The sequence below is a fragment of the Prevotella sp. tf2-5 genome (assembly GCF_900115435.1).
Classification (GTDB): Bacteria; Bacteroidota; Bacteroidia; order Bacteroidales; family Bacteroidaceae; genus Prevotella.
In genome coordinates this window covers 375391-394207 of record NZ_FOWK01000001.1, presented here as the reverse complement: position 1 = coordinate 394207, position 18817 = coordinate 375391, and the positions used below count along the sequence as shown (strand labels likewise).

Annotated in this window: 15 protein-coding genes; 11 read left to right on the top strand and 4 right to left on the bottom strand. The window is 45.9% G+C overall.

Going from position 1 to position 18817, the window contains the following annotated elements:
- The 4 genes from BM257_RS01525 to BM257_RS01515 all read right to left on the bottom strand — a co-directional run bounded on the left by BM257_RS01525 (nucleotide 1) and on the right by BM257_RS01515 (nucleotide 5585).
- A complete protein-coding gene (locus BM257_RS01525; protein ID WP_092067525.1) occupies nucleotides 1–2805 on the bottom strand; it encodes a C10 family peptidase in 2805 nt (934 codons plus the stop codon).
- 29 nt (nucleotides 2806–2834) lie between these two features.
- A complete protein-coding gene (locus BM257_RS01520) occupies nucleotides 2835–4760 on the bottom strand; it encodes a S8 family serine peptidase (RefSeq protein ID WP_092067523.1) in 1926 nt (641 codons plus the stop codon).
- Between the two features lie 238 nt (nucleotides 4761–4998).
- Nucleotides 4999–5100 (bottom strand): smalltalk protein, encoded by a 102-nt coding sequence (locus tag BM257_RS14675; RefSeq protein ID WP_177215975.1) that lies wholly within the window; start codon nucleotides 5098–5100, stop codon nucleotides 4999–5001.
- On the bottom strand, nucleotides 5100–5585 hold the full coding sequence (locus BM257_RS01515) for an HU family DNA-binding protein (RefSeq protein WP_092067521.1): 486 nt from the start codon (nucleotides 5583–5585) through the stop codon (nucleotides 5100–5102). Before BM257_RS01515 ends, BM257_RS14675 begins: the two co-directional genes overlap by 1 nt.
- Nucleotides 5586–6364: 779 nt before the next feature.
- Here BM257_RS01515 and dcm point away from each other — a divergent pair.
- The 11 genes from dcm (at nucleotide 6365) to BM257_RS14490 (ending at nucleotide 18781) form a co-directional block, all read left to right on the top strand.
- A complete protein-coding gene (gene dcm / locus BM257_RS01510; RefSeq protein WP_092067519.1) occupies nucleotides 6365–7675 on the top strand; it encodes a DNA (cytosine-5-)-methyltransferase in 1311 nt (436 codons plus the stop codon).
- A gap of 5 nt (nucleotides 7676–7680) precedes the next feature.
- A complete protein-coding gene (locus BM257_RS01505; RefSeq protein WP_092067517.1) occupies nucleotides 7681–8877 on the top strand; it encodes a type II restriction endonuclease in 1197 nt (398 codons plus the stop codon).
- Between the two features lie 447 nt (nucleotides 8878–9324).
- A complete protein-coding gene (locus BM257_RS01500; RefSeq protein WP_092067515.1) occupies nucleotides 9325–9516 on the top strand; it encodes a hypothetical protein in 192 nt (63 codons plus the stop codon).
- A complete protein-coding gene (locus BM257_RS01495; protein ID WP_092067513.1) occupies nucleotides 9506–9928 on the top strand; it encodes a hypothetical protein in 423 nt (140 codons plus the stop codon). The genes BM257_RS01500 and BM257_RS01495 overlap by 11 nt, the downstream gene beginning before the upstream one ends.
- Nucleotides 9929–10172: 244 nt before the next feature.
- On the top strand, nucleotides 10173–10493 hold the full coding sequence (locus BM257_RS01490; protein WP_092067511.1) for a phage antirepressor KilAC domain-containing protein: 321 nt from the start codon (nucleotides 10173–10175) through the stop codon (nucleotides 10491–10493).
- A gap of 97 nt (nucleotides 10494–10590) precedes the next feature.
- A complete protein-coding gene (locus BM257_RS01485; RefSeq protein ID WP_143096701.1) occupies nucleotides 10591–11004 on the top strand; it encodes a hypothetical protein in 414 nt (137 codons plus the stop codon).
- A 15-nt stretch (nucleotides 11005–11019) separates the two neighbouring features.
- The gene (locus BM257_RS01480; protein ID WP_092067507.1) at nucleotides 11020–13257 is read left to right on the top strand and encodes a BT4734/BF3469 family protein; all 2238 of its coding nucleotides are present in this window, start codon (nucleotides 11020–11022) and stop codon (nucleotides 13255–13257) included.
- Between the two features lie 7 nt (nucleotides 13258–13264).
- A complete protein-coding gene (locus BM257_RS01475; RefSeq protein ID WP_092067505.1) occupies nucleotides 13265–13741 on the top strand; it encodes a DUF5675 family protein in 477 nt (158 codons plus the stop codon).
- Between the two features lie 21 nt (nucleotides 13742–13762).
- Nucleotides 13763–14203 carry a hypothetical protein gene (locus BM257_RS01470; protein ID WP_092067503.1) on the top strand — a complete coding sequence of 147 codons (441 nt, stop codon included), beginning with the start codon at nucleotides 13763–13765 and terminating at the stop codon, nucleotides 14201–14203.
- Nucleotides 14204–14385: 182 nt separating this feature from the next.
- The gene (locus BM257_RS01465) at nucleotides 14386–18570 is read left to right on the top strand and encodes a leucine-rich repeat domain-containing protein (protein WP_092067501.1); all 4185 of its coding nucleotides are present in this window, start codon (nucleotides 14386–14388) and stop codon (nucleotides 18568–18570) included.
- A gap of 28 nt (nucleotides 18571–18598) precedes the next feature.
- A complete protein-coding gene (locus tag BM257_RS14490; RefSeq protein ID WP_143096700.1) occupies nucleotides 18599–18781 on the top strand; it encodes a hypothetical protein in 183 nt (60 codons plus the stop codon).
- The last annotated feature ends 36 nt before the right edge of the window (nucleotides 18782–18817 follow it).

Genomic DNA, 18817 nt, shown 5'->3' with positions numbered 1-18817 from the left:
TTATCTCAGGATCACTTTCTTTCCGTTGATGATATACAGACCCTTGCCCGTCTTGCCGCTGACACGACGGCCCTGCAGGTCGTAGATGTCCCTCGTCAGCTGACGGTCCTGTCGTACGACGTTGATACCCGTCGGTGTGCCGTCGTTCACCAGGTAGAGGTCGGAGAAATACAAAGGTATTTCCTCACCTAAGTAATCAGGGATGAATGTGATCTCAAAATCCACCATCACGCTATAGTCCGGATCCGTCACCAGTCCCTCCATGTCGAAGACCTGTGAGTAGTCCACACTGCCGTTGGCAGGGATGGTCACCTCCGTCGCATAGATCTTGTCGCAGTCGATGTAGTAGTCGCCGTCCTCGTCCTGCTCCACTTCCTCACTCATGTCTATCGTGTAGCGTTTGATCATCACGAGACCATTGAAAGCCTTATCCTCGGGATTGCTGATCTTACCGCTCACCGTAGCCTGGTTGCCGTTGATGATATAATCGGCATACGCGTCCTCAACGGCTTTAGAGGGTGTCACGCTGAAATTACTGAACTGCAGGTCATAGACAGGACGGACGGAGAACTCCTCGCTGTTGTCCACCGCGAATAGCTGACCGTCGTTGTTATAAGAGACGACATCTATCCTATGTATCTGGCGGGGGTTGTCCTCGTTACTGATCGTCAGTCTCAGCTCCCCTGTCTCATCAGGTTGCAGTCTTACCAGATCACCATGGCGTAGGTAATCCTCGAAATCCATGTCATCAATGTCTCTGACAGTGTCAATCAATCCCAGATAACCGGCGAAATAGGCAGTCCCTGCGTTCTTAAACTGATAGACCACCTCATAGGTGTCGTCAGCCTTCAGCACATACGACTTGTCAGGCAGTTGCTGGAGGTCGCTTGTCAGGTTGAAGCTGCCTTCAACCGAGGGCGATCCTGATGTCGTGGGGACATCTATCTCAGCCTTGCACAGCGGTGTTCCTTCCTCCATCGTTGACAGGTAAAGTGATTTGGGAGTATAGAAATCCGCCTCGTAGAGTATGTTGTAAACCTTTTCCTCCCCGGGTTCCACTAAGGCGGCGATTCTCGGATTCTGCGTAGTCCTGCCATTGTTGTCAAGTGACAGGATCAGGGACCGGTGGAACGTCTTGTCGGTGCTGTTGTTCTTCAGGTTCACATTAATCACATAACAATCCTCTTCCGTATCCTCCACTTTTGTCGCTATCATCTTCGCCTCCAACCAGTCGGGGCAGCTGCTGAAGGTAAGGGTGTTGCCGGTAATCTTAAACATCACGTTGATGTTAGGATAGAAGGAGTGCCACTCTCCCCCTTCACCGACGCGATACTGGAACTCCAGGAAGTAAGTGCCGTCTCCCAGTCCCGCACCCAGTTTCAGGGGCTGGGTGTTAAAATAGATACTACGACCAGGTTCTAACGAGAAACTCTTCGTCTCGTCGCTTAGCGGCAGCAACTCCTGCACCTTTGTCCCGTCCTCTTTCTTGACGACGACACCATAGCCGAAAGGTTGAGAGACGTGTACATAGCTTTGGGCATTCTGGAGAATGGTATTTGTCAAGTCGAAAGGGTCGTTGACAGACGCCCGCTGGTGGCTGTCTTTGTTCGTCCACTTGAAGAATCCCTTCAGTACGGGGTCAGCGTGCTGCGGAGAGGTTGCCGGCTTGATGCCTATGATAGCCTCCTGGCGACATGCGTATCCTTGTGAGCCGCTGCCGCCGCCCTCATATTTCTTCTTGGCGTCACACAGTTGCAGACGGAAAGCATTGTCCTGGTTGCCGTACCATCCCCAGTTGATGTAGAAGAAGTCCTCGTTCTTATAGCCCTCCACCACAAAAGCGTGGCCGGCGCTGCTGGATTTTCCGCCATAGTACACAGGTCTCCTTTCTTTCGCCACTTCGTTATATATGATCTTGACCCACTCATCGTATGAATAGTCACTCCGCTGGATGTGCTTGATAGATTGTGCGTCGTAGTTGAAGAAATTGACGAAACTTGAATAGGCGGCGCTCTCGTTTGAGCCGGAGGAGGAAGGCGTATATGTCATACAGACAGACTGTCCCACCAGTCGCAGCAGTTTCGCAACGGCGTCCTGCTGCTCCTGGGTGCCCCCAACGTCATAGCGTGTACCATACGTGGGCAGCATCTTGTCCCACTCCAGCGTCTTACTGGAGAACGACGGCTGGGGTACCATCTTACCCTTACCCTTATTGTAGTAAGCCCCCGGTATCTCGTTGATCTCAGCAGGATACTTATGGTAATACATGATCTGCGCCATCGCCACGGCGACACATCCTGCCAGACTCGACGTAAGGGTCTTGTTTTTTTTGTATTTCGGACTCATGTAGTTATAGGGCGCACCCTGTCCCCACTTCGATGCCATCAGCGGCTTGACCTCTTCCCCGAGGGTGGCTGTCTCACTGGCTTGCAGACCGTTCTGTATCATGAACTGCATGTCCTCCTGATACTGCTCAAAGAGATACTTCATACCGTCGGGGATGTCCTGAGGGTCAATCACCGATTTCTCACTGAAGCCCAGGATGGCTGGCGCACAGTCGTCACCTGCCACCACCACAAAGCCGCCACCCTCGATGTTGAAGGCATAAACCAGCGACTGTCCTGTCTCCACTTCATGGAGGGAGATCGTCCCTGCTGTCCTTCGTGCGGCACTCTTCTCACTAAAGTTCTTTGACATATAGTCGCGGGCAAGCTGGGCAGCCTGCTGGCGGTTAATACCCGTCGCGTAGACGGCACACGATATAAACACGGCAACAGCCAGTGTGAATAAATTCCTTTTCATCATTCTTATCACGTAGATTTAAATATGGTTTCCTATTTGTTGACGTACTTGTGGCCTTTGTAGATGACGAGACCCTTATACGACTTATCCACTTGCTGTCCCTGCATGTTATATACCGGAGCATCAATGCTGTACATAGTAGCAGGGGTCGCATGACGGTGTTTGTCGTTAGTGACGACGTCGATGTCTGTATTGTTCAGTATTTTCTTCAAACCAGCTAGACAGTCTATCTTTCCATAGCCCGCCTGCGTCTTGTTGTGAGAAGGAATCTTGTCAATGTTGGTGGTCCACTCATCATTGATGCTGGTTTCTTTCATTATCTGTTTTATTTCATTGACGGTGAGGTTCGGATTTGCCTGCATCCACAGAGCCACGATGCCCGCAACCACAGGACTCGCTAGAGAAGTACCTTCAGAAAGTGCATACCAGTTGGTGCGTCCGAACTTTGTAACCTCAGGGCATAGGGTTGTGAAGTCTTTGTCTTTATTATCTTTATTAATCACTCCTGGCTGTCCACTGATAAAGTAGTCGTCGTAGTCGTAGTTATTAGCTGCCGCAATGATGCCCTTTCCTGGTGCCAACACTGTGGGGTGAGCCAGACCGTTGTCATCAATGCCATAGCTGGAGAAGTCGGCTATCTCGCCTATTTCCTGCTTCTTGCCTGTCAGCCTCGACTCTGAATAGCTTTGGCTTTTGCCGTCGTAGCTGGTCCAGTCGGTGCGAGTTACATAGGCTCCCACACTGATAGCTGCATCAACGCAAAAGTCCGTACCAAAGTTAAAGTCGCCGTTGCCTTTGGTGTAACCAGCTTTGGCAAAATCGTAGTTGTTCCAATTGGGCGCGTCGAAGCAAGGCTCTCCATTTTCGTCAGCGTCACACATCAGTTTTACGGTCTGTCCAGCATTTCCTGCTTTAACCACCAAGGCAAGACGATATTTCGGGTCGTCCATCTTATAGTTTTTGAGTCCCCAATTATAGTATACAGCATCTTTGCCGTCTAAGTTTTTGATGATCTCTCTGTGTTTCTTCTTCAAATCGATTACAGGTATGACGGCACCAGTCTTGGCATCTCTCACATGTTCTGCCCAGTCACAAAACGTACCGTTAGAGGTGTCCACCACCTTCAGTTCTATCATGAAGTCCTGATAATCGTCGGCATAGGCGCTGTAAAATGCATCATAGGTCACAGGCTTCGTAGGTTCTTCCACGATAGAAAAGGTATTGGAACCCAGCACCGTTTTCAGTTCCTCGCTGGTGCTGTTGAATTTCCTTGTTATTGACTGCCAGTTTGATGCAGAGTTGCCTGTAGCAAAGATGATAGCGCGACCTGGCTTCGAGCCGTTTTCTGTCTGTATGGCTGTGGCTATGGCGGTCACATCACTGCCATCGTGCAGTCCTAAATTGTCTCCGAGGCTGATATTTATTACTGCAGGTTTGCCCACACTGGTAGCGTAGTCGAAGATTTCTTTTATGCACTCGTTGACGTTTTCGCCACCGATGTAATCTCCCATTCCGCACAAGATGAGGTCGGCCTCAGGAGCCATACCCTGCAGGCCATTTCCCAAGTCAGAACCTCCAGCGATAGACGAAGTCATAGTGCCATGTGAGTCGTTTTTGTCTGCAGTCAGCGCCATGATTTCCTGTTCGGTTGAGAACACCCTCTTATTCTTTTGCGAGAAATCTATGACCTTCACAATGCGCGACTTGCCGTCAGTGGGGTTGCGGAAGGCAGCGTGATTGTAGTCTATACCGCTATCTATGACACCCAGCACGACCCCCTTGCCTGTATAGGCTTGGGGCAAGTGCTGCGCCTGGGCTTCCTCTGCGGTATTCACCTTCTCTACATTCGTATATTTGCGAGCCTCATGGGTCAACGTGCGTTTCTTCTCACCAGCCTTCACTCCTGTTGCCGTCAGTAGCAGCAAGGTAGCTATCATTAGGATATTTCTTTTCTTCATTCTTATCACGTAGATTTAAATATAATTCAATAGTTTTAAACAACAAAGGTACACCTTTTCCCGATAAACAGGATTCATATTTCTCTTAAAAAATATTAATGAACCCTTCCTCCTGTCTCAGCAAGCTCCGACGTGGGAGGTCGTTCCTAATGCCATCGAGCAGGTGCTGGACAAGTATCTCAGTGGTAAGTAAAAAAAGCCCTGCCAAGCATGATGCCTAACAGGGCTTTTACTTTGTTCAGCAGGCTCCGACGCAGGAGGTCGTTCCTAATGCCGTCAGCAGGGCTGTGGCGATGGAAGCGATGATCTGAACGATCCATTTGAGCGTTTCTTTCTTCATTACTCACCTCCCTCCTCTGCTTTCTCCGACTCCACGCTGTTCTCGTGCGTCTCCTCGAAGACTACATCCTTGACCAGCTGCTTCGCTACGGCAAACTTCTGGTAGATGGTGCCGTTGGCACGGCGAGCCTGACCAGTGATCACTCGGACGGTCTCAGGGGCGAACAGCACTCGGCGGGTCGTGATGTTCTGCGCTCCCACATCCTCAGGCTTGGTGGCACCGATGCTGGAGAAGCCCACCTTGAAGATGCCGATGCCGTCGAGTTTCACCTTCTGACCCATCTCGAAGAAGTGCTTCATGGCAGCTCCTAGCTCATCGAGCACTGCGATGATGTCGCTTCGCTTCACACTTGCCTGCGACTGGATGTACTCGGCGAGTGCCTTGGTCCCGATGAAGTTCTTGTCGTAGACTGCCTTGGCGAAGTACTTGCCGCATGCGCTGGATCGAGCGTTTGTGTTCTGTTGCTTGATAAATTTCTGACTCATAGTTTTTGTGTGTTTAAAGGGTTAATGATTTGGTTGATTGTGTGTCTTTCATCGTTGCGCAACATCTGATTGACAATGCAAAGGTACTATATTTAACACGCCATGTCAATAGTTTGGCGGATATTTTCTGTGAAAATCTGTTAATAAAATGCGAATTTCATGTTAATTTGTGTTAACATATTCTTAGAAATTTATAGTAGTATCTACTATCCCTTATTCCAGTATCTATTATCGTTAATCCCAGTATCTACCGAAGGGCACGGGAGATACTACTATACCCCTTTACAGGCTATTCCAATGGAGGGATGGCAGTGCGTTGAATGTGTTTGCTGCGGTAAAATCTCAAATCTCAAATCTCAGTTTTTTGTTTTAAATTTCCGACCGAGTGTTATTTTTATATTATTATATATATATAATATATATATTATATATATATAATAAAAATAAATACGAATTTTTTTTCAATAACTGAGATTTGAGATTTGAGATTTGTGATATTTCTGACACACAACCAATGTTTAGAAGAATGTGATTTCCGCATAATCTGTGAAGGTTGTGCGGATTTTTAATGTTTTTAACTCAAAATCGATGGGGATGAGACAAATATATAAGGAATTGAGACAAATTTGAAAATTTGTCTCCCTTTTGTTTCGTAAATTTGCAGGCGATATGGAACACAATGTAAAGTCAATCCGGAATCACTCTTAAAGGCATAATTATTATTAAAAATAAAAGACATCAATACTTTTCTAACAAATAATGTGTAAATTTGCAGCTAAATGAAAAGAAGTGTAAGTACAGACATGAATCTCGAGTCCTTTCCCGAAGAAATAACAGAAGAAGGTGTAAAAATATATGGCACAACCTCTTATGAGACACAAGTTGCCATATTAAGCCATCATCTTCACTCTTTGGATGGTAAGCACGACATAAAATCGGGTGAAAAACGTGACGAGATTATTGCCACAATACGTGACTATATTAGCTATAAACAACAGCATGACAAGAAAAACCCGAAGTGGGAGGACGTTAGTGATGACGAAGTAGCAAAGGCGGCAGAGAGCCCACTTGAAAGTGATCTCTTCTCGGATTTTTTCAATGTGCCATTCCCAGCTCCTAAAAATCCCAAGTTTACATTTATCGACTTGTTTGCCGGAATGGGGGGCTTTCGTTTGGCGATGCAGGCTCAAGGAGGAAAATGTGTTTTTTCATCTGAGTGGAATTCCTATTCTCAGAAGACCTATTTTGCCAACTTCGGTGACATGCCTTTTGGCGATATAACAAAAGAAATAACCAAATCTTTCATTCCAAAGAATTTTGACGTATTATGTGCAGGTTTTCCTTGTCAGCCATTCTCTATCGCAGGTGTTTCAAAGAAAAAAAGCCTAGGCAGAGAAACAGGATTCAAAGATAAAACGCAAGGCACGCTATTCTTTGATGTTGCCGATATAATCAGTAGACATCGCCCAAAAGCTTTCTACCTTGAAAATGTTAAAAATCTTACTTCACATGATAAAGGAAATACGTTCCGAATTATTCGTGAGACTTTGGAAGAATTAAACTATTCACTTCATTATCAAGTGATGGACGGGCAAACATACGTACCACAACATCGTGAACGTATCATGATAGTTGGATTTGATAAAGAACGGTTTTATGGTGAGGAAAATTTTGTTTTTCCAGAACAGCATGAGGCAACCAAAACGATCAAGGAGATTCTCGACCCAAACATTGATCCAAAATATACACTAAGTGATAAGTTATGGCTGTATCTTCAAAAATATGCCGAGAAACATAAAGCTAAAGGAAATGGTTTTGGGTTCGGACTTGTTGACCTTAATGGCATTTCAAGGACATTGAGTGCAAGATATTATAAAGATGGATCTGAGATTCTGATACCACAAGATAAGGGAAGGAACCCACGAAGATTGTCACCACGAGAGTGTGCTCGTTTAATGGGTTATCCTGATATCTACAGAATAGACTGTGTTTCGGATGTCCAAGCCTACAGGCAATGCGGAAACTCAGTAATTGTACCATTAATTACAGCTGTATCTGAGCAAATTATAAAAACTATACATAGCGCATAATTATTATGAGTGAAATCCTAAATTTAGTAACTAGCAAGGTCCAACAAGCTAAAAGTGCTCTATGCAAGTTTATTACTGCCAACGATACAGGCTTAACAGGCGGTCATCAGTGTGGCTTTCATATTTCTAAAGAAGCGTGGACAATGTTTCTTGATAAGGAGCCTATCAAGGGGGTAAATATTGATATACCCATAAGGATTCATTGGCAAAATGATTTTGATACCGACAGTAGATTCAAATACTATGGTGTAGGTACAAGAAACGAATATCGTATTACACGTTTTGGGCGAGGCTTTCCATTTTTAAATGATGAAAACGTAGGCGATCTGCTGGTTCTTGCCCGTTTTGATAAAGATTATTATGAAGCTTTTGTATTACAAACAGACGATGATATTGATGAATTCTTCTCTTTCTTCAATTTGTCATACGATAAAACCAATCAGATTATCGACGTTAAGCAAACAGGGCAACCTGAGCAACGTTTGAAAAATTTGATTAATTCATTTGTGGCTAAGTTTGACAGATTCCCAGAAACCCGTATAATGGCAAAGGGTGCTAGAGACTGCTATAATGAAGCTAACAGAATCATAAATCAAAATATATTAAAGGCTCCAGATGATGTCCTTCTTGGTTGGCTGGATACAGAATATACACTTTTCAAGTATATGGAAGAAAAGGTTTATTCAGATGTTATTTCAATGCCTTTTCCATCTATTGATGCTTTTGTATCAATGGCCAATGAAGTCTTAAATCGTAGAAAATCACGTGCAGGAAAGTCGCTAGAACACCATTTGGCAGACATCTTCACACAAAACAGTTTGCTGTTTGAAGAACAAGTAATCACGGAGGATAATAAGAAACCGGATTTCGTTTTCCCTAATGGTGAATGTTATCATAATTTGGCTTTCCCAGGCGATTTGCTCACAGTGTTAGGGGCAAAAACTACATGTAAAGATAGATGGAGGCAAGTTCTTAACGAAGCAGACCGTGTTGACGACAAATTTTTGTTTACTCTTCAGCAGGGTGTGTCATCAAATCAACTAAAGGAAATGCAAGACTATCATTTACATCTAGTTGTCCCTCACAAATACCTGACATGTTTTCCTAAAGAATACAGGACGGGAATATGTGATTTGTATACGTTCATCGGGATGGTGAAAGAAAGACAGGAAAGAATGCCTAAACAATATTTATTTTTATAGTAAACACACAGGGGACATCCCCTTGTGATAAAGTCATATCAAACTTTTACATTATATCATTAAAAGATGTAAAAGCCTTTGCATATTGTCAATAATTTTATACCTTTGCAAACATATTGGGCTGAGCCCGTAGTATTCGTATTCCCAATAGTCCGCAACTAAAAAGAATTACGTCTACGAAACTACCTGCTCGCACCCCTAGGGGCGCGGGTATAGGTGTTGTTTCAACATGACGTTAGGGAAGCGGACCCCTTGGGAATATGTTGTTAACTTACCATTCCTTTGCGCCCCTTCTTTTTAATAATTTATAAAGTCAAACGCAATGGAAAAATTCTTTAACACCTCATGAGAAATATTTTATATTTCGAGATCATTTAGTCATTGGTATTTTTCACAAATTACTAACGACTTATTAACAACTGTAATTTTAAAACCTATAGCAAAACTATGAATCAAAAAGAAGAAAATTTTGTGATGTCTCTCATTCGTGAGAGACTTAAAATGCAATCGTTAGGTAATAGTATTGTAATCAATACGCAAATACACATTGTAAACACATACAATCTTAATTTCTTTGCCCCTGTAGCAAAAGTAACGGATAATCATTTTTCAAGAAAGGAGGATTCTTATGGATCGTGATGGAAAGCCAACCTTTAATATTAACTTTCACGGACCTGTAGGAAGTTATCAGTATATTGAGAATTTTGGTACCCTCAACCAGTTCAAAGATGGTGAATATGTGGACGCAGAGGAAGTAAAGGAAGTAGAGATACCAGAGCCGTTAAAGACGGACGAGGCAAAAGATGTTTTGGGTAACTTTATCTATAACAGGCTACTTACAGAAGAGTTACAGCCTATTGACCTTAGTAAACCCGAACAGGCAATATTAGCAAGAGTCATAAGTGAAAGACTGGAGATAAAAGATGTCTGGCAGGTGTTCGGCAAACTATGGCAAGTACGACCAGAAACACTAAGAAATTATTATAACAAAGCACTTGATCAAAGAAAGTCTTTAGATTTTCAAGATAAGTTGAAAAATATTTTAGACTGATTATCAATTACTTAGATTAATCCGTACCCCCTACGCGTACCCCCTACGTAGGGGGTTTTTCTTTTTTTGATGCTGTACCTTTGCACTGTCAACGAACGGAAACGGGAAAATGACAGCGCTCTTTGAAATGTTGAAACAAAAATCCAAACGGCTGGGGAAAAAATGTCGAAAATCGAATACGCACACACACGCACACACACGTACATTTTATTAATTAATTAACCAATTCAAAAATAAAAGATAAATGGAAAATTTAACAACCGTCGTCGAGGAGCTTGCAAAGGCAACTCGCCATAATGAAAAAACTGTTGGCTGCGTCACTACCACTGACATAGCTAAGATGTACAATATGTCAACAAAGGATATGGTTTCCTTCCTGCGTGACATTGGTATCCTGACGCCTAGAGGTATGCACCTCACCCCCAAATACATTGGGATGGGGCTGACACTGGAAAGGCAATGCGTGCATTTCTCTTTGGAGGGACAGATGAAAAGTCACACCTACTTGGTATGGACACAGAAGGGTAAGAGTTTTCTTAAGGAACTCATTGGGAAATACAACTAATTCAATTTTTATTTATTAACCCCGAGTTGGAGTGGAGGGAATTCTAGAATACAAAGGTGGCCACCTTCCTAAAACTTCTCTCACAAATCCAACTAAAATGAAAAATTCGATTAAGAGAGAGCAGAGAAAACAAGTTTACTCTGCCGAACGTGAGAATTTTGGACAAAGTGTCAAGAAATTAATTCTAATCAGTGAAGAAACAGTAAACGCCTTGAAACAAGGCAAGTGTGTAGACGGTTCCATCCGCATGACCCCGGAAGGTCTTGCTTTCCGAGCTTATAACCATCAGAAAAAGTGCGGCAGCCGTGAGCCGGACAAGATCCTCTACCAGACAGGATGCGGGCACCTCAAGGAGAGCCGCCAGCGTTACAGGCTGTGGGTCAGCGTCCCCAAGGCGATGGGAACATGCAGGGCTGCAGGGCTGATGAGCCAGGAGAGCAATGAGATGACCAATTTCCTCTATGTCAAAGGCGAGGAGGAAGAAGGCGGTGTAGTAGAGTTCAAACGATAAGAAAGGAGGTAGCGAGTGTTTAGTTTACAATATAACTTACCCCTTCCCACGAAACCCTGTACGAAGGAGGACTTCTACAAAATCGTCAGTTCCGACCGTGTGAAGAACAAGATCACCGATTTCCGCAAGCTGAAAGCGGAGGGTAACGACAAGGAGGCTGATGCCAAGAAACGGTCACTGCCTATCTTCATCTACCAGGCTACCTTTGAGGAGACAGAGTCGAAGAACGGCTCGAAGGCTTGTTGGCGCAAGCAGGAAGCCGCCCACCTGAACGGACTGGTGATGCTCGACATCGACCACATCGACAATCCCGCCAAGTTGTTCATGCACATGCCACCTAACTTATTCGAGGACGGTGCCAAGAACCAGGTGATGCTGGTACACATAACCCCGTCGGGCAAAGGGTTGCGGGTGGTCTTCAAGGCAGATATGGCCGTCGGTGACCTCAGTGCCAACCAGCACCATCTAGCCACCCTGTTAGGTGTGGAGCCTGACGAGGCTTGCAAGGATGCCAGCCGAGCTTCCTTCTCTCCACAACAGGAGGAAATCCTCTATATCAACGACGCAATCTTTGACTATCACGATGACGAGTTTGAGAAACAATTCGGAGAACAGTATAGAAAAGGCTTACCTTCGACAGCTGTTATCTCGACACCAGTACAACCCACAGTTGAGAAAAATAATCTGTCATTCAACGGAATTCCTTACTCTAAGATAATTGAAGAATGGTGGCGAAGAACTGGAGGAATACCCGTTGAGGGTGAGCGTAATGTAAGACTTCATAAGTTGGCGGTCAACCTCCGTGCCATCTGTGACAACAAACGAGAGGTGTTATTACAGGTCATGCCACGATTGGGGTTGTCGGAACAAGAACTGGCAAATATCGTTGACTCTGCTTGTAAGGAAAATCCTAAAGGATTCTCAAAACACCTGTCAAGTATCATTTATGATTTAACACCTGTAAAAGAGGAAGAGGAAGAAAAGGTGGAGACACCTCCAGAGATGCCTAAGAAACTACCCAAGCTCATCCAGCTTCTGATCTCCCGCACTCCTGATGTCTATAAGCCTGCGGTGGCTCATGCGGTGTTCCCCTCTCTTGCCGCCCATCTCTACAAGGTACGCTTCCGCTATATAGACAATGTGTTGCATGAGGCGACTCTGATGAATGTCCTGATGGCTGGAACGGGTGCCGGTAAGGATTGTATCTCACAACCGATTAACTACATCATGGCGGACATCCGTAAGCGTGACGAGGAGAACCTGCAGCGTGAGAAGCAATGGAAACAGGAGGTCAATTCGAAAGGTGCCAACAAGGATAAGCGTCAGCGTCCTGAAGGGCTCATCATCCAAGAGGTGGACCCCGATATGACGAACCCTGCCTTCGTGATGCGTATGGCAGAGGCTGACGGTCATTTCCTCTATACCAAGATGAACGAGATAGACCAGTTTGATGCTCTTCGTGGCTCCAGCAAAGGCAGTCAGCAGTTCCAGATCATGTGTCTTGCCTTCGACCCTGGCAACCGCTACGGACAGACCCGTGTGGGTACCGGCTCGGTGACGGAGAAGGTATGTATCCGCTTCAACTGGAATGCGGCGACGACCATCAACAAAGGTCAGCGTTACTTCCGTAACGTCCTCACGGATGGACCGATCAGTCGTATCAACTTCTGTACGATACCAGAACGTGAGATTGGTGCGGAAATGCCTGTATATGGCACCTACGATGCTGCCTTCGAGGAGGAGCTTCGACCTTACATCGAGAAGCTGACCAAGGCTGTCGGGGAGGTAAACTGTCCGCAGGCTTTCAAACTAGCTCAGAAGATGGTGGAGGAAAATGCGGAGTTCGCAAGACTCTCTCAATCAAGGGTTTATGAAAACCTCTCCTTCCGTGCCAATGTCATCGCATGGCTGAAAGGTTGTCTGCTGTATGTCGCCAACGACTGCAAATGGGACAAGTCCATCGAGGACTTCGTGCGCTGGTCGCTGCAATATGATATGTGGTGCAAGATGCAGTTCTTCGGGGAGGATATTGCGAATGCGGATAAGGTTCAGGATAAAATCAACAAAACAGGACCTCGTAATCTTTTAGATCTATTGCCTGACGAATTCACCTTGCAAGATGCCATCAATGTGAGAAGGAAACAGGGATTAGATGGGAGAAATTGTAAACACATGATTGATGTATGGAAAAATCGTGGATATATCTCTCAAATCTCAAATCTCAGTTATCAAAAATTAAAATTTAAAAACTAAAATCATCATGGAACTAATATTAGAAAGATTCATAAAAACAGAAGAATGCACAGTTGGTCGACTGAGCATCATCAACAGAACGTTCGACGAGTACCTGGGTCGTGAGGATAAGGAGTTTATATGTGACACCCTGGAGCCGCCCATCAAGAAAATGGGGAAAGACCCTGATTATGTACGGCAGTTCAAGTCCGCCATGCCCCCGGGTCGTTACCCTGTAGTCATCAGGCATTCTGAGTCCTTCGACCTCTGTCTGCCCTTGGTGGTAGGTGTCCCCAAGATGACGAGTAAGCAGGTGTTCTTCCAAATCGGCAATTCCGTGGAGGAGATAGAGGTAGGGCTGATACCTGGTGCTTATCGTGGTGACGGAAAGATGGTTGCCTCTCGCAACATGATCTTCACACTCAAGAAACTCATCTTCCAGGCGAAAGCTCGGGGAGAAGGAGTGTTTCTCACTGTCGTGAGAAAGATTAAAGATGAAAGATGAAAAATTAAAGATTAAAAAATTATGAGTACAAAAAAACAAGCAAGAGGATTGCGGAATAATAATCCGCTGAATATCATCAAGAGTAAGTCACAGATATGGTTGGGGGAGACCAACCTCGGAGGTGAGACTCACTTCTGTCAGTTCTCATCCATGCAGTATGGGTTCCGTGCAGCCCTGAAACTGTTGCGGACGTACTACTCCAAGTATGGGTGTATCACCATCCGACAGATCATCTGCCGGTGGGCACCCGAGACGGAGAATCAGGTGGAGGCGTATATCAAGACGGTATGCAGGATCACCCAGATGGGTGCCGATGTCCCCCTGCCCCCGATGAAGTCTGAGACCAAGATTGTCTGGTGTGAGCTCGTCCTAGCCATGGCAAGTGTGGAGTGCGGTCTGTCAGCCGACGATCGGGACACCCTCCGCTATTCCGTCGCCAAAGGGTGGAACATGTTGTTTTAATAGTTCATAATAATTAAGTGTTTTGTGAGGAGTATCATTCCCCTACGTCGTGAGACGTGGGGGATTTTGACTTTCAGTCGAAGGTACTCACGCTCGAGAAAATTCAAATAAAATTTGGTTTTTTGCTCGGTTTGCACTAACTTTGTCACCGATAAACGAAAACCATTAAAACAATTATATTTATGAAAGTAAAACTACTCTTAACTTTTGCCCTCCTGCTGACGGCAGTGACGGGCGCGTGGGCGGACGACAGTGGGTCGTGCGGAACTGATGTTTCTTACTCCTACGAGGAGTCTACTCACACCCTCACCATCAGTGGCACGGGTGCCATGGCGGATTATCCCAATCCTTCCGAACGTCCATGGGATAGTTATGCGACAGAGATCGAAACTGTCATTATCGAGGATGGTGTGACGAGCATCGGTGATTGTGCCTTCGATTATTGCGAAGGTCTGACATCAGTCGCCATCCCTGCCAGTGTGACGAGCATTGGTGTTGGTGTCTTCTATGGTTGCCTTGGTTTGACATCAGTCACCATCGGCAGTGGTGTGACGAGCATCGGTTATGATGCCTTCCGGTCTTGCTCTAGTTTGACATCAGTCACCATCCCAGCCAGTGTGACGAGCATTAGTGTTGGTGCCTTCGCTAATTGCAGTAACTTAGCAACAATGACAGTGGAAGCAGGTAATACGGTTTATGACTCTCGCAATAGTTGTAATGCGATTATAGAAAAAGAGAGCAACACATTGATAATCGGATGTAATGGCTCAACCATCCCTGGCGATGTGACGAGCATCGGCGAGAATTCCTTTCTGGGTTGCGATGGTCTGACGACCATCACCATCCCTGCCAGTGTGACGAGCATCGGTGATTATGCCTTCGATGGTTGCAGCAACTTAGCAACAATGACAGTGGAAACCGGTAATACGGTCTATGACTCTCGCAACGGCTGTAATGCGATTATTGAAAAAGAGAGCAATACAATGATATTCGGATGTAAAAATACTAAAATTCCTGATGATGTGACGAGCATCGGCGATGATGCCTTCCAGGGCTGCGTTGGTCTGACATCAGTCACCATCCCTGATGGCGTGACGAGCATCGGCATTTATGCCTTCGAGAGTTGCACTGGTATGACGACCGTCACCATCGGCAGTGGTGTGACCTATATAGGACGTGATGCGTTCTTTAATTGCACGAAGGTCGAAGTCGTTTATTGCAATGCCGACCCGGAAAAGTTGGAGTGGGAAGAAGATGGCTGTGATGACTTTAAGTATAACGGCTCCACCATTATCAAAGTTGCTGACGCGGCTCCTTGGATTGCCAAGTTTACTGATGTGGTCAATGGTACTTTCAGTGACAAACCTTACGTGCCTCTCACTTGGAATTACGACGCAGGCACCAAGACGCTGACCTTCAGCGGCACAATGATTCCTTCTTATAATGATCCGGATGAGCGCCCTTGGATAGCTTATGTTGCAGAAGTTGAGAATATAGTAATTGAGGATGATGTGACGAGCATCGGCAATTATGCCTTCTATGATTGCACTGGTATGACGACCGTCACCATCGGTAGTGGTGTGACCTATATAGGATATGATGCGTTCTATGATTGCAAGAATGTCGAAGTCGTTTATTGCAATGCTGACCCTACAAAGTTGACGTGGGATGAAAGTGGCTGTGATGACTTTAAACCTGACGGCACCACCATTATCAATGTTGCTGACGCAGCTCCTTGGTATACGAAGTTTGGTAGTGTGGTCCATGGTATTTTCAGAGATCCCTCTACCGTACCTTTCAGTTGGAATTACGACGCAGGCACCAAGACGCTGACCTTCAGCGGCACAGAGGCTATCCCTTCTTGTAATGATTCGGATAAACGCCCTTGGATAGATTATGTTTCAGAAGTTGAGAATATCGTTATTAATGAGGGCGTGAGGGGCATCGGTAAGTATGCCTTCTATGATTGCATTGGTCTGACGACCGTCACCATCCCTGCCAGTTTGACGAGCATCGGCTATGCTGCCTTCGCTGGTTGCAGTAACTTAGCAACAATGATGGTGGATGCCGGTAATACGAAATATGACTCTCGCAACGGCTGTAATGCGATTATAGAAAAAGAGACCAACACATTGATAGTCGGATGTAAAAATACTAAAATTCCTGATGATGTGACGAATATCGGTGACAATGCTTTCGAGGGTTGCATTAGTCTGACGACCGTCACCATCCCTGCGGGTGTGACGCGCATCGGCAAAAGAGCCTTCGAAGGTTGCGGTGGTCTGACGACCGTCACCATCGGCAGTGGTGTGACCTATATAGGAAGTGATGCGTTCTTTAATTGCAAGAATGTCGAAGTCGTTTATTGCAATGCCGACCCGGAAAAGTTGGAGTGGGACGAAAATGGCTGTGATGACTTTAAGTATGACGGCTCCACCATTATACAAGTTGCTGACGCGGCTCCTTGGATAGCCAAGTTTACTGGCAAAGTCAATGGTATTTTCAGCGACAAACCTTACGTGCCTCTCACTTGGAATTACGACGCAGCCACCAAGACGCTGACCTTCAGCGGCACAGCGATTCCGTCTTATAATGATCCAGATGAGCGCCCTTGGATAGCTTATGTTGCAGAAGTTGAGAAGATAGTTATTGAGGATGGCGTGACGAGCATCGGTCATAATGCCTTCGGGTATTGTGCTAGTCTGACGACCGTCACCATCCCTGCCAGCGTGACGAGCATCGGCAGCAGTGCCTTCAGTGATTGCTCAGGTCTGACATCAGTTACCATCCCTTCCAGCGTGACGAGCATCGGCGATTATGCCTTCTATTATTGCACTGGTCTGACTTCGATTGAAATCCCTGCCGGTGTGACGACCATCGGAGAGGCAGCCTTCCAAGAATGCTCTGATTTGGCTACCGTCACTTTTGCTACAGGTTCGAAGTTGGAGACCATCGACGATGCAGCCTTCGCTAGCACTGGTCTGACATCGATTGAGATTCCTGCCAGCGTGACGACCATCGATGATTTTGCCTTCCAAGAATGCTCTGATTTGGCTACGGTCACTTTTGCCTCAGGTGCGAAGTTGGAGACCATCGGTATAGAAGTCTTCGGTAGTTGTAAAAGCTTGAATTCTGTCACCATCCCAGCCAGCGTGACGAGCATAGGTACGAATGCCTTCATTTCCTGCACTGGTCTGACGACCGTAACTTTTGATTCAGGTTCGAAGTTGGAGACCATCGGTGAGGCAGCCTTCGATGGTACTGGTCTGACATCTATCAATATCCCCGCCAGCGTGACGAGTATCGGTGATTATGCCTTCGATGGTTGCAGCAACTTAGTAACAATGACTGTGGAAGCAGATAATACGGTCTATGACTCTCGCAACGGCTGTAATGCGATTATAGAAAAAAAGAGCAACACATTGATAGCCGGATGTAATAGCTCTTTCATCCCTGATGATGTGACGGCCATTGGCGATGGTGCTTTCTTTTATTGTACTGGTCTGACGACCGTCACCATTCCTGCCAGCGTGACGAACATAGGTATGAATGCCTTCCAGGGCTGCACTGGTCTGACAACCGTCACCATCGGCAGTGGTGTGACCTATATAGGAGATGATGCGTTCTATCTATGTACTAATGTCACAGATGTCTATTGCTATGCCGACCCTGACGCTTTGACGTGGAACGAAAGTGGATGTAATGACTTTAAGGATGGAAAAGCCACGAAATGTCATGTGACTGACGCGGATCCTTGGAGTGCGTTTACTGACGTCAATGTCGACTTTGTGGGCGACTTGGCTCCAGAAGCGGAAACAAAGGTTGCAGGAGAGGAATACTGGTCGAGCTATTATAACAGTGCCGCTCATCTGAAGGCTGACAATAATACGACGGTCTACAAGGCGACGCTGAGTGGCACTACCGTTACCCTGACCGAGATCACCGACAAGGTGATCACCGCAGGACAAGCCGTTCTCCTGAAGAAGACGACTGCCGAGCCTGTTGAGTTGACACCATGCGCCGCTGGCAGCGAGGATGACTATTCCGACAATGACCTTGAGGGTGTTGATGCGGAGACGGCGAAGGAATCGGGCTCCGATTACTATGTGCTGAGCTATCAGGCCTCCAAGCTCTCGTTCTACAAGTATTCCGGTGCGACACTGGGCGCTAACAAGGCATTCTTCAAGATTCCAGCTAACAGCAGCCGTGAGTTCCTTGACATCTTAGGCGAGGTGACAGGTATTGATGGAAGATATAAGATGGAAGATGGAAGAAGTGATGTATACTATGACCTCAACGGTCGTCGTGTCATGAATCCGACGAAGGGCATTTACATCGTAAATGGCTCAAAAGTCGTAGTGAAGTAAAATGTAAAAATGTAATAATGTAAAAATTATGAAAAGATTATATATTAAACCGACGATGGAGACCGTTCAGTTGAACGTTCATCAGCCGATGCTGACCATGAGTCTCACTGAAACAGAGTCGCCCATCCAGTACTCGCGAGAACTTGACCCGTTCTCCGATCCTCTTGATGTCCTGTCGCCAACGGACTTCTTCCCTGACATGAACCCGTAATTTACGGTGAGAAATTAATGAGAAATAAATGAGTAG

What these genes read in the sequence shown, in the direction of transcription:
- BM257_RS01495 (WP_092067513.1), top strand. Translation starts at nt 9,506, where the DNA reads ATGGATCGTGATGGAAAGCCAACCTTTAATATTAACTTTCACGGACCT.
- BM257_RS01500 (WP_092067515.1), top strand. Translation starts at nt 9,325, where the DNA reads ATGAATCAAAAAGAAGAAAATTTTGTGATGTCTCTCATTCGTGAGAGA.
- dcm (WP_092067519.1), top strand. Translation starts at nt 6,365, where the DNA reads ATGAAAAGAAGTGTAAGTACAGACATGAATCTCGAGTCCTTTCCCGAA.
- BM257_RS01490 (WP_092067511.1), top strand. Translation starts at nt 10,173, where the DNA reads ATGGAAAATTTAACAACCGTCGTCGAGGAGCTTGCAAAGGCAACTCGC.
- BM257_RS01475 (WP_092067505.1), top strand. Translation starts at nt 13,265, where the DNA reads ATGGAACTAATATTAGAAAGATTCATAAAAACAGAAGAATGCACAGTT.
- BM257_RS01515 (WP_092067521.1), bottom strand. Translation starts at nt 5,585, where the DNA reads ATGAGTCAGAAATTTATCAAGCAACAGAACACAAACGCTCGATCCAGC.
- BM257_RS01485 (WP_143096701.1), top strand. Translation starts at nt 10,591, where the DNA reads ATGAAAAATTCGATTAAGAGAGAGCAGAGAAAACAAGTTTACTCTGCC.
- BM257_RS01505 (WP_092067517.1), top strand. Translation starts at nt 7,681, where the DNA reads ATGAGTGAAATCCTAAATTTAGTAACTAGCAAGGTCCAACAAGCTAAA.
- BM257_RS01520 (WP_092067523.1), bottom strand. Translation starts at nt 4,760, where the DNA reads ATGAAGAAAAGAAATATCCTAATGATAGCTACCTTGCTGCTACTGACG.
- BM257_RS14675 (WP_177215975.1), bottom strand. Translation starts at nt 5,100, where the DNA reads ATGAAGAAAGAAACGCTCAAATGGATCGTTCAGATCATCGCTTCCATC.
- BM257_RS14490 (WP_143096700.1), top strand. Translation starts at nt 18,599, where the DNA reads ATGAAAAGATTATATATTAAACCGACGATGGAGACCGTTCAGTTGAAC.
- BM257_RS01525 (WP_092067525.1), bottom strand. Translation starts at nt 2,805, where the DNA reads ATGATGAAAAGGAATTTATTCACACTGGCTGTTGCCGTGTTTATATCG.
- BM257_RS01465 (WP_092067501.1), top strand. Translation starts at nt 14,386, where the DNA reads ATGAAAGTAAAACTACTCTTAACTTTTGCCCTCCTGCTGACGGCAGTG.
- BM257_RS01470 (WP_092067503.1), top strand. Translation starts at nt 13,763, where the DNA reads ATGAGTACAAAAAAACAAGCAAGAGGATTGCGGAATAATAATCCGCTG.